General features: G+C 35.4%; 12 protein-coding genes and 1 tRNA gene. 5 read left to right on the top strand and 8 right to left on the bottom strand.

Features of this window, described 5'->3' with window-relative positions; translation table 11 throughout:
* Positions 1 to 92 precede the first annotated feature (92 nt).
* Positions 93 to 166: transfer RNA gene (locus VB713_RS08130), tRNA-Met, on the top strand.
* 102 nt (positions 167 to 268) lie between these two features.
* Here the strand turns inward: VB713_RS08130 and VB713_RS28235 are convergent.
* The 3 genes from VB713_RS28235 to VB713_RS08120 all read right to left on the bottom strand — a co-directional run bounded on the left by VB713_RS28235 (position 269) and on the right by VB713_RS08120 (position 2182).
* Complete coding sequence (locus VB713_RS28235; protein ID WP_416242416.1) at positions 269 to 427, bottom strand: PKD domain-containing protein; 159 nt, start codon at positions 425 to 427, stop codon at positions 269 to 271.
* Positions 428 to 580: 153 nt separating this feature from the next.
* Complete coding sequence (locus tag VB713_RS08125) at positions 581 to 1543, bottom strand: ISNCY family transposase (protein ID WP_323311059.1); 963 nt, start codon at positions 1541 to 1543, stop codon at positions 581 to 583.
* A 69-nt stretch (positions 1544 to 1612) separates the two neighbouring features.
* Complete coding sequence (locus VB713_RS08120) at positions 1613 to 2182, bottom strand: PadR family transcriptional regulator (RefSeq protein ID WP_323311058.1); 570 nt, start codon at positions 2180 to 2182, stop codon at positions 1613 to 1615.
* Positions 2183 to 2496: 314 nt separating this feature from the next.
* Here VB713_RS08120 and VB713_RS08115 point away from each other — a divergent pair, with 314 nt between their 5' ends.
* The 4 genes from VB713_RS08115 to VB713_RS08100 all read left to right on the top strand — a co-directional run bounded on the left by VB713_RS08115 (position 2497) and on the right by VB713_RS08100 (position 5976).
* Complete coding sequence (locus tag VB713_RS08115; RefSeq protein WP_323311057.1) at positions 2497 to 3693, top strand: ABC exporter membrane fusion protein; 1197 nt, start codon at positions 2497 to 2499, stop codon at positions 3691 to 3693.
* Positions 3694 to 3752: 59 nt separating this feature from the next.
* The gene (gene devC, locus VB713_RS08110) at positions 3753 to 4916 is read left to right on the top strand and encodes an ABC transporter permease DevC (RefSeq protein ID WP_323311056.1); all 1164 of its coding nucleotides are present in this window, start codon (positions 3753 to 3755) and stop codon (positions 4914 to 4916) included.
* A 12-nt stretch (positions 4917 to 4928) separates the two neighbouring features.
* The gene (locus tag VB713_RS08105) at positions 4929 to 5612 is read left to right on the top strand and encodes a DevA family ABC transporter ATP-binding protein (protein ID WP_323311055.1); all 684 of its coding nucleotides are present in this window, start codon (positions 4929 to 4931) and stop codon (positions 5610 to 5612) included.
* Between the two features lie 85 nt (positions 5613 to 5697).
* A complete protein-coding gene (locus VB713_RS08100) occupies positions 5698 to 5976 on the top strand; it encodes a hypothetical protein (RefSeq protein WP_323311054.1) in 279 nt (92 codons plus the stop codon).
* A 191-nt stretch (positions 5977 to 6167) separates the two neighbouring features.
* Here the strand turns inward: VB713_RS08100 and VB713_RS08095 are convergent, their stop codons facing one another.
* From VB713_RS08095 to VB713_RS08075, 5 genes are all read right to left on the bottom strand, one after another.
* Positions 6168 to 7967 carry an NAD(P)/FAD-dependent oxidoreductase gene (locus VB713_RS08095; RefSeq protein WP_323311053.1) on the bottom strand — a complete coding sequence of 600 codons (1800 nt, stop codon included), beginning with the start codon at positions 7965 to 7967 and terminating at the stop codon, positions 6168 to 6170.
* A 201-nt stretch (positions 7968 to 8168) separates the two neighbouring features.
* On the bottom strand, positions 8169 to 9680 hold the full coding sequence (locus tag VB713_RS08090) for a long-chain fatty acid--CoA ligase (protein ID WP_323311052.1): 1512 nt from the start codon (positions 9678 to 9680) through the stop codon (positions 8169 to 8171).
* Positions 9681 to 9815: 135 nt separating this feature from the next.
* Complete coding sequence (locus tag VB713_RS08085; RefSeq protein ID WP_323311051.1) at positions 9816 to 11582, bottom strand: aromatic amino acid ammonia-lyase; 1767 nt, start codon at positions 11580 to 11582, stop codon at positions 9816 to 9818.
* Between the two features lie 654 nt (positions 11583 to 12236).
* Positions 12237 to 12509: a hypothetical protein gene (locus tag VB713_RS08080; RefSeq protein ID WP_323311050.1), complete on the bottom strand. Its 273-nt coding sequence runs from the start codon at positions 12507 to 12509 to the stop codon at positions 12237 to 12239.
* A 394-nt stretch (positions 12510 to 12903) separates the two neighbouring features.
* The gene (locus tag VB713_RS08075) at positions 12904 to 13545 is read right to left on the bottom strand and encodes an isoprenylcysteine carboxylmethyltransferase family protein (protein WP_323311049.1); all 642 of its coding nucleotides are present in this window, start codon (positions 13543 to 13545) and stop codon (positions 12904 to 12906) included.
* Positions 13546 to 13569 lie beyond the last annotated feature (24 nt).

Raw genomic sequence — 13569 nt, 5'->3', positions numbered from 1 at the left:
TTTATTTTTTTATTTTTAGGGATATTTTTTAAATTGGGAATTGCCACAGCTAAATTTGTATGCTATCTTAATAGAAGTTGATAAAACAACACGGCTCAGTAGCTCAGTTGGTTAGAGTACGGGACTCATAAGCCTGGGGTCGTCAGTTCAAATCTGACCTGAGCCATTTGATAAATCTTACTATGTAAGGGTTTTAGCTTCTAGTCATCAATGGTTGTAGGGGTCTGGGTTTGCTATTTAACACCCTTTTAACTATTTTTTGACTATGTTATGCAAACCTAAGGGTAACGGTGTCAGCAAAGGTGTGATTGACATTTTCTCCAATTGCTGTATCGGTGCCATCTCCAAAGTTCCAAGTGTAAGTAATGGGATCATTTCCTGGGTCTGTGGCAGTGGCACTAAAGTTGGCAATTGCACCTTCATCAATATTGGTGTATTGGTGTCACCGGAGATATTGGTGATTATAGGTGCAGCATTGTTGACTTGTATGCTGAGGATTTCGCTGGTTGCACCGCCATTTGTATCGGTGACGGTGAGGGTGACGATATAACTACCATCTTCAGCAACAGCAATTCCAAATTCAAAAATTTAAGAGGAATTCAGTCGGAGAAGAGAGTGGTGAATCGTTGAGCATGAAGTCAATTAAATGTTGCCAACTGTCAAAGAGTAAATACTTGGTGAGGGAGAGAATATCTTGAAAGAAACCTTTACGAGTGCCGCGCTGCAAGCGGATTTGTTGATAAGGTTTATCAAAGAGATGTAAAACAGTGTGGAAGAGAAAGGCTAAGAGATTGAGGGTGAGGAGGAAGCAGGCTAAATGGTGTTGCCCGTGTCCAAAATTGTGTTCCAGATGATAACCCTTGGTCTTAAGGACATTGTGGTTTTCATTTTCGGTCTTCCAGCGACTTCTACCCGCGCTAACTACCGACTGAACAGTCTCATCTGTCAGTTCATGGCAAGTAACAAAGGCATTTTGATAAAGAACTTTACCATCAGACTGACGGGTGAGAGTGAGTTCGTACCAATTGACTTCCAAGGCAGGTTGGGTGTCTCTCAAGGGAATGTGATTGACGTAGCGATAGCGGTAAATTTCTTTTGAGCATTTGTGCCACTGGCTAATTTCTAAAGTCTTGACTTCTCCAATGCCGTTGAGGTAGTCTAGCCAATCATAGAGTGCGGTATGGGATTCAGGTAGGCAAGTGCTGATGAAATTCATCCCATGTTCTAAGCAATGTTCAAACATCGGCTGACGACTATAGAGGTCATCTCCCAAAAAAGTGATGGGTTGATTTTTGAATTCTGAGGCATAGTTATTGATCCATCGCTTGGCTGCTGCCACTTCACAATCTTGTTTTTGGGAACCATTTTGGGGAGTAATGAACTCAGGGGGTAAGGAAATCACCTGGGGCTGACCTGGTGCCACAATTACGGGCAAAATCGCGCTATGAAAGTAGGTGACAGTGCCATTTTTATGGGTGCGACTTGAACAACACTCACAATGAATCGTCCCAGAACTAAAATACTGAGTGCCATCTAAAGTCACCAACAGATGTCCACTCAAACAAGTATAAAATTAATACCTACTTCTTGAAGCATAAAGCGAGCTAAAAGCTTATTTTATGGTGCAAGTCACAATATCGTCCATTTGTGATTGTTTTAACATTTCTAAAGCTTCATTACACCAATCTATCCATTCTGATTCACAGTGAATACCTGCTTTTAAAACAATATGCTTTAGCTTTTCTGGATGAGTTAATGTTTCTAGTTGCGAAAAATGTTTTTGCTCAATTTCTCGATATTTAGATAATTTATCTAGGTGTATTCTACGACGACGTTCCACATCTTCTATCAAGACATTAATTGCTACTAAACTACCAGAAAATATTTTAACTAAAATATCTTCTCTAATCACATCCGGTTCACTGGGTTTTCTCATCCACTCAACTAAATGCTGTTTCCCTAGTTCTGTGATTGAGTAGATTTTTTTATTCAAACGACCTTCACGGGGAATTATCTCGGAAACAATCAAATCTTGTGTTTCGAGTTTGCCTAATTCCCTGTAAATTTGCTGTTGCGAGGCGTGCCAAAAAAAACCCACAGATTCGCTAAAAACCTTAGAAAGATCATATCCGCTATGAGGTGCTTCAATTAAAGAAGACAAGATTGCATATGACAAACTCATAAGAAACTACTTAAAAGTAAACAGGGAACAACGGATGAGTGTAACAGGGGATTTAGACCAAATTTAACGCTTACCACTTATAGGTGGGGGACTCAGATTCAATAAAGGGTGGAAGAAGAAACAAGCAACAAACCTTGTATCTAAACAACAAACCTCACTGTTACCCGTTCCCTATTCACGTCTCCTTTCGGGAGTTGACAGATATTTATTTAAGATTATACTAAGCATTGTATACAAAAAGTTGAATAAAACTATTTTAATCAATAAAACTGTATATAGCAAATTTATCAGATGAAACTTAGATGGTCACATTTATGCAGAATTTTCATCTCCACACAGAAAAAATTTTCAAGTATCCAAATCGATGGATTGTAATTGTGTTAGCTTTAGCTTTAACAAGTGTTTGTGGGTCGTTATACTTGTTGTCAAGTCTGCAAAAAACTGCTAAATCACCTACATTAGCGGCTAATAACGGTCCAGTAATCAAAGCAGTAACAGCTTTAGGACGCATTGAACCCCAAGGAGAAGTAATTCAAGTATCGGTGTCCCAGATGGCTGGTAGTAACCGAGTAGAACAACTTTTAGTTAAAGAAGGCGATCGCATCAAAAAAGCACAAGTAATAGCGATTTTAGATAGTAGAGATAGGCGTTTAGCAGGACTCAACCAAACTAAACAAAAGGTAAAAGTTGCAGAATCTCGTTTAGCACAGGTAAAAGCTGGTGCAAAACAAGGAGAAATTGACGCACAAAAAGCAACAATTTCTGAACTAGAAGCAGAATTACGTCAAGAAAGTGCTGCGAGAATTGCTAGAGTGAAACGTTTAGAAGCAGAAGTAAAAAATGCTGAATTAGAATATCAACGTTATCAATCTCTGCAAACAGAAGGTGCAGTTTCCACTTCTACTCGTGATAGCAAAAAATTAACTTTAGAAACAGCGCAAGCGAGTTTGCGAGAAGCTATTGCTAATCGTAGCCAGACATCAGAAACATTAACAGAAAAACTTAGACAAGCAAAAGCCACATTAAATAGAATAGCCGAAGTACGTCCTACAGATGTGCAAGCAGCAATAACAGAAATTGGTAGTGCAAAAGCATCTGTTCAGGAAGCAGCGGCAGATTTAAATTTAGCTTATGTACGTTCTCCTAAAGATGGACAGATTCTCAAAGTTCATACATGGTCAGGGGAAGTTGTTAGTGATAAAGGTATTGTAGAAATTGGTGACACCAATCAAATGTATGTAGTTGCAGAAGTTTATGAAAATGACATTAATCGCGTTAAATTAGGACAATCAGCAACTATTACTCAACTTAATTTGCCAGGAGAACTAAAAGGAAAAGTTGATCATATTGGCTTATTAATAGCTAAAAAAGATGTATTAAATACTGATCCTGCGGCTGATATTGATGCACGAGTTGTAGAAGTTAAAATTCGTCTAGATGCTGAATCTAGTCAGCGTGTTACTGGGTTGACTAATTCTAAGGTAAGGGTGGAAATTTCTTTAAATAAATAGATAAATATTTGATGATTAAACGCAGATAGATAAAGATAATTAATGATAGGTTGGTGGTGATGTTTAAAAGAAAAATCCCCTTAGCTTGGTTGCAGTTATCTAGAGAAAAAGCAAGGATGGCGGTAGCTATCGCTGGGATTGCTTTTGCTGACGTTCTAATGTTTTTACAACTGGGTATTCGTGAAGCCTTGTTTGATGGTGCAGTACAATTACACAATAGTTTAGAAGGAGAAGTTGTTTTAGTCAGTTCTCGTTATAAATCGTTAATTTCTCTAGATCAATTTTCCCAAAGAAGATTATATCAAGCCTTGGGTTTTACAGGAGTAAAATCAGTCAGTCCTATTTATTTAGATTCTATTCCCTGGAAAAATCCTGATAACGACGAAACGTGGAGAATCTTCGTCATTGGGTTTAATCCAGAGGAAAATGTAGTTAATTTACCAGGAATACAGGAGAATTTAAAATATCTGAGAGAGCCAGATACAGTATTATTTGATCAAATTTCACGTAAAGAATTTGGAAATATTGTTTCTGAATTCACAGTTAACAAGAAAGTTACTACAGAATTAAACAATCGGCAAATTAATGTAGTTGGTTTATTCAGTTTAGGAACTTCTTTTGGAGTGAATGGTAATATTATTACTAGTGATATAAATTTTCTGCGTTTATTTGGTACTAAAAGAAGACAGGAAGGTTTAATAGATTTTGGATTGATAAAGTTAGAACCTGATACAGATGTAAATCAGGTAATTGATAATTTAAGAAATAATTTACCTAAAGATGTAAAAGTTTTATCTAAACAAGATTTCATGAAGCAAGAAAAAAGCTTTTGGAATACTAGTACTCCTGTAGGATTTACTTTTACTTTAGGTGCAATACTTGGCTTTGTAGTTGGTGCGGTGATTGTTTATCAAATTCTCTATAGTGATGTTTCTGATCATTTACCAGAATATGCAACTTTAAAAGCTATAGGGTTTAAAAATAGCTATTTACTAATAGTTGTATTTCAAGAAGCTTTGATTTTAGCAGCTATCGGTTTTATACCTGGATTTGCGATTTCTCAATTTTTATATTTTATGACTCGTCAAGCAACATTGTTACCAATCATGATGACTGTAGATAGAGCCTTATTTATCTTTATCCTCACAACTATCATGTGTTCAATTTCAGCTTTAATTGCCATGCAAAAATTACAATCTGCTGATCCTGCTGATGTTTTCTAAGGACAATTAACTATGGATACATCACCTGCAATTTCTGTTTCTCATCTTAATCACTATTATGGTGAAGGTGTATTAAAAAAACAAATTCTCTTTGATATCAATCTAGAAATTCAACCAGGGGAAATTGTGATTATGACTGGACCTTCTGGTTCAGGAAAAACTACCTTACTAACTTTAATTGGTAGTTTGCGTTCTGTACAATCAGGAAATTTAAAAATATTGGGTAAAGAATTATACGGTGCGACTAAAAATGAAATGGTACAGGTGCGAAGAAATATAGGTTATATTTTTCAAGCACATAATTTGTTAGGTTTTTTGACAGCACAACAAAATGTACAAATGCCTTTTGAAAATGATCATACTATTTCCTTTCGAGAAGCACAAGCTAAAGCAGCAGCAATGTTAACAACTGTGGGGTTAGTAGAAAGACTGAATTATCATCCTGATGGACTTTCAGGAGGACAAAAACAACGGGTAGCTATTGCGCGTGCTTTAGTACATCATCCTCAATTAGTTTTAGCAGATGAACCTACAGCAGCCTTAGATAGTAAATCTGGTAGAGATGTGGTTAATTTAATGCAGCAATTAGCTAAGGAACAAGGTTGTACTATTTTGTTAGTTACTCATGATAATCGAATTTTAGATATTGCAGATCGAATTGTGAAAATGGAAGATGGATGTTTAGTAAGTTCTTAAATATCACTGATATTATACAACAATTTAAACCTTTCATACTCCCTTCTATAAAAGCAACGTAATTACTTTTACATTGAGGTTATTTATGGTTAAGGAAAAAACTTTTTCTGGAATCACGGAGGCAATTTTTGAATGTATGAAAGCCAAAAGTGATGCTGAAGATGGAACTATTCACACTCCTGGTAATCAAGGAACTGTGACAATTAATACGATAATCGGGCAAATTGTTTTAGAATTTAACCTTGATACATCTCAGCAAACTCTTGATTACAAGATTATCAAAAAACCTTTTGTCGCTCCAGATAATCGAGTTTGGGATAATGTTGAACGATTAATTAAACGTTGTCAAGGTAATAGTCTGTAAATTTTGTAGAATGGAAAAATTACAGTGCATTATAGACTTTTATCTTAAAACACTCTACATCTTAAATTTTTTAGCTTGACAGGCTTTAATAACCTTGAAAAGGATACAAAAAATAGGGGTTTAGCGATGCTAAACCCTTACTAAAAATCTATTTGTATCAAGTTTATAGTTTTTAGTAAATTGATATCAAACTATGCTTTACTCCAAGGTTGTAACTCTGCACGATATTGATAGGTAGCGTTGAATTCTTGACGCATTTCCTCTACTTTGGTGTTAACTGGGACTTTGCTGATTTGATATTTATAAACCATTTCTGCTATTGCGGCATTTGCTGATCTCATTAAGCGTTCAACAGTGTAGTAGAAATATTTTGGAGCTAATACACCAAGAATACCAAAAGCTTTCCAACGGAACATAGTATACCAAACAGCTTGGAAGAAAAAGGTATTTTTCATTCCCGCAAAAACATTACAACGAGCAGTTTCATACTTAGCATTTTCCAGAAAATCATCAAAATGCTTAGGAGTATGGTATCCAAAAATTAGTTGATCTGCTCTGTAGCAATCCATCAAACCAATGTTGTTACCTTTTTTGATAACTTCTGTAAACAGGTCGTATACGTGTTTATTAAAACCATTACCTGAATTAATTGAGGATTTTGTAAAGGCTACAAATCCTTTAATAAATGTTAAGTCTAAATGCCATTTACCAATGTACATTGGTAATAACACGCCAAACCAAAACATATAATCAAAATAAATGCGCCAACTCATGACACTAGCATTACCTAGTTGTTTCCAGTGATCATATATCAGTTGGTTAATGTTCTTGGCAAATGCGATATTGAAGTCGTTGTAAGCAGTACGTTTTGTTTCTGCATCAGCTTTGTTAGCAAGTTTAGCACGGATGATTTCTGTGACTCCTTCGATCGCTAAGGAGGCCATGGTTGTTCCCGTGGAATAGAACGCATCGAAGATATAAGCTGCATCACCAACTACGTACCAGTTATCTTCAGAAAATAAGGTTTTGCTCATGTGTGCAACTTGTGGACGATAGTGAAAATCTATACCCTCACTACTACTAACAAGTTTGTACAAAAGCTGATGATTTGCTTTCAAAAAAGCGCAGAACTTTTCTTTAGTATTCATTTGGTCATCAGAGATGACAGACCGATGATAGATCACACCAATTGATAACTCTTTAGAATCTATTTCCGTAGGAATCATCCATAACCAATGACCATGACCAAAGAAATGATTTGTACCGTAGTAGTGACTACAAGTACCTGCCGTTGGGTCATAACCATCATGAAAAAGAGTGCGATCTACATTGTTGATACGTACCCATACTGAACCACTATTTACACCAAAAAGGTCTGATGGGTCAAAGGTAACGTTATCTGTTTTTTTACCAATTATGAACTTACGACCTGCGGCATCAATGATATGTTTTGCTTTTAGGTTGATGCTGTCACTGCCAAGTTTAACATGAACAGTTTTAATAGCATCTCCTGGTGTTATATCTACATCAGCAACACGCCCTTTATAGTAAGTAGCACCCATTTTTTTATTCATGGCAATGAGATCGCGTTCAAATTTAGCACGATTCATTTGAGTTGAAGCCATAGGAGGTTGACGATTAGCCCAAATATGATAGTAATCATCAATACCTTCTGTCGTGGTTGTATCTTTAGGCCAGTGAAAATTTAAACCATATTTAGGGGGATGGTTCTCAATTATATATTCATACAAACCTAACTCTTTACATATAAACATAGTGGCAATCTCAATAGTTGATTCCCCTATTTTCAAGTCTTTATCTGTACGATCTTCTGGTCGAGGATCAACCATTGCCACACGAATATTAGGAATTTTTAACATTAAGTGTCTAGCTTGACAAACACCTGCAAAACCTGCACCCATGATGACAACATCATATTCCTGTTGTGGAATCTCTTTTTCTTGAATTTCTGGTTCTTGAACGGTAAGCATTTAGTTAATCCTCCTGATGTGTTTAAGTCTGAACTGTTTGACTAGCATTAAAAATTCAAACTAATCAAATTTTTGTTCATTAATTTATTCCAGTGCAAATTTTCGCAGCTTCAACTATTTATTCACACTAGACATAACTTTAGTTATCGTATTGGTGATGATAATAAACACGAAAACTTTATTAAAATATGCAAATTATTGTTATCTAGATGTAGTTACTAATTCTTGTTCACGTAAAGCTTTTTTGAGGATTTTACCTGTAGGGTTTTTGGGTATGGAATCCACAAATTGAATATTCCGGGGAACTTTATAAGTTGCCATCCTTTCAGAACAGAATTTAATGATATCTTCTTGAGTAACTAATTGACCTGATTGCAGACGAATGTGAGCTTTAACTATTTCTCCTTGCAGTGAATTAGGAATACCATAGACAGCTACTTCTGCAACAGCAGGATGTTGATAAATTATATTTTCCACTTCTGCTGGATAGACCTTCAATCCTGAGACATTAATCATATCTTTTAGACGGTCAACAATATAAAAATAACCCTCATGATCCTTCCGTCCAATATCACCAGTATGCAGCCAACCATTTTGAATAGCTTTAGCTGTTTCTTCAGGACGATTCCAGTAGCCTAGCATGATATTTGTCCCACGAATGATAATTTCACCTAATTCATCAACTTGAGCTTCAGTACCATCAGAATTGATAATTTTAACTTCTACATTCTCAATTGCTTCACCAATAGAACCAGGTTTATACTTTAGAGTATGATTATAAGTTGTACATGGAGAAGCTTCGGTTAAACCGTATCCTTCATGAATAACTAGACCATACTTTTCTTGCCATTTTTGACTAATTTCTAAAGGCATTGGAGCAGCTGCGGCAAAGTAATAGCGCACTGATTTGAGATGATCAATACTGAGGTTTTTATTTAGAAATAGAATAAAGACCGTAGGCACTCCGAAGAACATAGTCACTTGTGCATTAGCAACCGTTTTTAGCAACTGATCAGGTTGAAAAATTCGTTCTAGAACAATTGTGGCACAAGCATTGAGTCCACTGTTGAGAATAGCATTTTGACCAAAGCAATGGAATAAAGGTAAATAAAGAAGTAAGCGATCATTATGAGTTATTCCACAACAATTTTTATGGGCGTAACTATTAGAAATAATGTTACCATGAGACAAAGTAGCACCTTTGGGAAAGCCTGTAGTTCCTGATGTATAAATAATAGCTGCTGGTGATTGAGGTTCTAATTCAATAGCATCAAAATCTGGAGAAACACCAGCTAATAATTGAGTTAAACTAATGCCTTTAGTAACAATACCTTCAGCAATAATAATCTGTTCTAGTGTTGGTAATTCTGTTTCTGGTACTTGTTTACTTAATTCTGCTGTGGTAATCACTATCTTAGCAGTACAGTCATTGAGAATGAACTTCACTTCATCTACTTTGAGCATTGTGTTAAGTGAGACTGCTATTGCTCCTAATTTTAAAATAGCTATGTAAGAAATAATAAATTCAGGAATGTTAGGTAAAAATAAAGCTATGCGATCGCCTTTCTCAATTCCTAGCTTTTTTAAGCCATTAGCAGCTATATTTACCATTTCATTTAAAACTTTATATGTGAAGGACTTACCTTCAAATATAAGAGCTACTTTATGAGGAAATAGCCGATTTCCTCTTTCCAAATGATGTGCTATGTTCATAATCTTTCAACTCTGGGTAAAAACTATACTGTTAGTGACTCTCTTGTAAATTTTGGTAAATCATTCTAACTAAAGACTTAGCAAAAAAATAGTTAGAACGTATCACAGAATTCACAAGAGAGCCAGATTAGCTAATTATGCTAAACTAGATACAAGATTTTTAACAGCTTGTACAGTTAAACCACCAGTGGAAATGTCATTAGCAATTAAACTGATATGTTCATCCAAAAATTGCTCATCATCATTCCAGATATAAGGACGATTGCGTGAAGGTGAGTTATCTACAATCTTTCTGACTGCTAAATACAATTCTTTAGTGCCAGGAGATAAACAAGTACTACCGTCATAATGTCCTGCTACTAGATATGTTCGCAGATCAACAGCTTGGACTCCAAAAATTAGAGCGATCGCTAGATACTGATTAAACATTTCTACAGAACGACGAGCTAAATTAGCTGAGTTAAACCCTTGACTATTAATATTCTGGTTAAATTGTTCAGCATGGGTGGGAAATCTATCCACAATTGAATTGCCATAAAAACTGATCAGGGGCATGATGGAATTACCAGTAATTTGTAGCCCTTTCAAACCCATATTGATGGAGTTTTTAGTGTTACCAACTAAAGAAGCAGAAAGCCCATTACTAAATTCCGGTGCTACCAAAAGCGCAATTTGCACATCAAGATGTTTAGCTAACATACCAATGTGGTAGCGCAATTGATCCATTGCTACTCCTACATATTGTCCGACAAAATTTCCACCGTGATAACTTGCTTGGTTATTCACATCAATTAATGGATTATCTGTAGCAGAATTCATTTCTACTTCAATTTGATTAGCAATCTGCTGGATTCCATCTACAATTGGTCCCATGTATTGAGGCAAACAACGCAATGAGTAACGATCTTGAATTGGTTGATGTCCTCGATAATCATGGGAACCATCTAACTCATTGCGGATTAAACCTGATCCTTCTAGTAATTCCAGCATCTGAGATGCTGCCCAAATCTGGCCGGTATGGGGTTTACATTGATGAATAAACGGATGAAATGACTGATTTGTTCCATTCAAACCCTGAATCATCAATGCGTGAATTGCCATTGATAAAGCTAAACCTATTTGGGCATTATATACGCAATTTGCAGCAGTACCAGTCATCACTGATGTGCCATTCATCATTGCTAACCCCTCTTTTGGACGGAGTTGTAATCGTGGCAAACCAAAATGTTCCAGCACCGTTAGGGCATCTATGACTTCACCATTAATTTCAACTTTATAACTGCTATCAAGTCCAAATAATGCACCTGTGATATAGGAGAGTGGTGTTAAATCACCACTTGCTCCAATACTACCAAACTCAAGTACATGAGGAGTTGCACCAGCATTCAAGAATATTTCTATACGTCGGATCAGTTCTAATCTAATTCCTGATGCACCCTTTAAATGAGAATTAGCACGCAAGAGCATTGCCGCTCTAATATCTTCTAATGGTAATGGCTTTCCTACACCTACTTTGTGATAACGAACCAAATTTTTTTGTAAATCAACTGCTAATTCTGGGGAAATAGTCACATTTGCCATGCCGCCAAAACCACTGGTAATACCATAAATTGGCTGCCCAGCTTTTACAGCATTTTCAATATAGTTATATGATGCTTTAACACCCTCCAAAATTTCTTCATTCTTGGTTATAGCTATTCTTGCATCACGACGAGCAACCTTAACAACTTCTTTTATGGTTAAGGGATGATTACCTATAGTAATAGTCTCTTGAGTAGCAGTATCTAAATTGTATTCTAGTACATTAGACGTATTATTTAATGTTTCAATTATCTCAGGTTTATCATCTTGGAATTGCTTTTCTAATAACTCTCTGCCTGGTTTTTCTATCATGTCAGTCATGGTTATTTTTTCCTATGTTAGGATACTTGAGATCAATGAAATATCGTCTCTTGAGAATTATGAAAAATCTAATTGTCAGCAAATATTTTTGGTTGACTCAACCAATTTAAATTAAGTCTATACAAAAATTACAACCAAAAATTAGGTTAATTTCGGCACAGTAGTGCAGACAGATATATGAAACATAGATAGTATGACTAAATAAGGTTTAGTCATACCTATTTTCTACTACTAAAATGAACTTTGATTGTGTAGAAACGAAGGCATTTAAAAATGGCTATTAGGAGTTATGAAAAAGAAACAACTTCCGATAGTAGAATTTTAGAACGTGATTAATTCTGAAAAAATTCATGAGGAATGATATCACGAGATTTCCAACTCATACTCCCATAATAGCAAAAAATTTATTAGGCTACTTTAGAGTAGCTTTGTAGAAAACTTCTTACAAATGTTACTTCTGCCTAGTGATGATGAAAAGAAGATTCAATTCTTTACTACCATATCTTTTTGAACTTCTTCAGCAAGAAGTTCAAAATCTAGTTGCAGCTAAATTTCCAAGTAATATCAGCTAGGTTTTAATCCCTATTTTTGGAGCTAGGATTTTTATAGACACTTGAGAAATTGGCAGTTTTTTACAAGTACATCCCTATCTATTTAGACATTGAGAGATACTTGATTATTCACTTGTTCTTGTTCTTGCTTTTGTATTTTTTTCATTTCCATACGTTCTAGAATTGAATCACGAGGAACTAAAACTTGAAAAATGAAAAGCAGAACACCTAATCCTACTAAATTATAAGTTCTGAACAACAGGTATACAGACCCCAACAAAGCAACCACGAGAATAAATAAACCCAAAGAAGCAAATATTCTCTTAGGTAATGACATGGTAACAAGTCCATCGAGAATATTATAAATTAATTGCATGGCTTTAATTTTCTCCTTTGATTTAGAAACGTCTGCAAATTTTAGTTCTATGTCAATAACTTTATGCAAAACCTCATTCAAAAGCCATAAAATTATTGCCTTAAAAGGTTATTTTTTTATGAATTTCTAAACCTTATTAAGCAAAATAATTTTGGATAGAATCAGTATGATCTGGTCAGAAGACCTGGTTTTTGAAGTTTGTTATTTTGCTTAGTGTTTGTAGTTTAATTATATATTTATATTTGATAAATGTCAATCTTTTATAGACATATTTTTTAAAATTATCAACTCGGAAACCTTTAGCCCGCTAATAGATATTAGGGACACGATAATATCGCATCCCTAAGAATATAGATTGATTTAAAGCAAGAGAAAATTGCTATCAAGCTATCTTTTAGTAAACCCAAGGAATCAGTCGAGAAGTCCGCTCTTTATATTCTGTGTATTCATTTCCAAAGGCTTCAGTTAATACAGATTCTTCCACTTTAGAACGGTAATCATGTGTGAAGAAATTAGCCATGAACTGTAGTAAAAATCCTAAGCGTGGTACTAGCAGGAAAGAACCCAAGTATAACAATTGAAAAGCGAAATAAAGTGGATGACGTACACGACCATAAGGGCCAGATTGAACTAATTGATGTCCAGGATCAACTTGTGGGTATAAACGCCAAGAGCGAAAAGTCCAGAAAGCCCAAATTTTGACAATTAAGGCAATCATAATTAACACTATTCCAGTAATTTGGAGTGGTAAATAAACAGGTAAAACTAATCCTCCAGCTAAGTTGGGTTTAAACCACCAAAGTGTGAGGAGAAGATAGTACATGATGTAGGTAACTACTGTAGATACAAGTGCAGGGTTAGCTTTAGGCGTAGTTACTCTCTCAGTTGCAACTTTTCCATCACCTTGAGTTTCTCCGGTGCGTCCACCCTTTCTTCTTACAGCAGAAGCATTAGTAATTAAAAACCAATAAAGACTATGGCTAAGAGCAAGGAATGCTTTGACATCAATATCTGGTAGAAAATTTGGTAAAACCATTGTTAACTCCTGTAAATAATGTAG

The organism is Anabaena cylindrica UHCC 0172 (assembly GCF_034931625.1).
Lineage (GTDB): Bacteria > Cyanobacteriota > Cyanobacteriia > Cyanobacteriales > Nostocaceae > Anabaena > Anabaena cylindrica_A.
Note: the sequence above shows the minus strand (reverse complement) of the source record. Positions and strands in the feature narration are given on the sequence as shown.

Bases quoted from the DNA above. Each gene is read 5' to 3' on its own strand.
- VB713_RS08120 (WP_323311058.1), bottom strand. From the start codon at position 2,182: ATGAGTTTGTCATATGCAATCTTGTCTTCTTTAATTGAAGCACCTCAT.
- VB713_RS08115 (WP_323311057.1), top strand. From the start codon at position 2,497: ATGCAGAATTTTCATCTCCACACAGAAAAAATTTTCAAGTATCCAAAT.
- devC (WP_323311056.1), top strand. From the start codon at position 3,753: ATGTTTAAAAGAAAAATCCCCTTAGCTTGGTTGCAGTTATCTAGAGAA.
- VB713_RS08105 (WP_323311055.1), top strand. From the start codon at position 4,929: ATGGATACATCACCTGCAATTTCTGTTTCTCATCTTAATCACTATTAT.
- VB713_RS08100 (WP_323311054.1), top strand. From the start codon at position 5,698: ATGGTTAAGGAAAAAACTTTTTCTGGAATCACGGAGGCAATTTTTGAA.
- VB713_RS08095 (WP_323311053.1), bottom strand. From the start codon at position 7,967: ATGCTTACCGTTCAAGAACCAGAAATTCAAGAAAAAGAGATTCCACAA.
- VB713_RS08090 (WP_323311052.1), bottom strand. From the start codon at position 9,680: ATGAACATAGCACATCATTTGGAAAGAGGAAATCGGCTATTTCCTCAT.
- VB713_RS08085 (WP_323311051.1), bottom strand. From the start codon at position 11,582: ATGACTGACATGATAGAAAAACCAGGCAGAGAGTTATTAGAAAAGCAA.
- VB713_RS08080 (WP_323311050.1), bottom strand. From the start codon at position 12,509: ATGCAATTAATTTATAATATTCTCGATGGACTTGTTACCATGTCATTA.
- VB713_RS08075 (WP_323311049.1), bottom strand. From the start codon at position 13,545: ATGGTTTTACCAAATTTTCTACCAGATATTGATGTCAAAGCATTCCTT.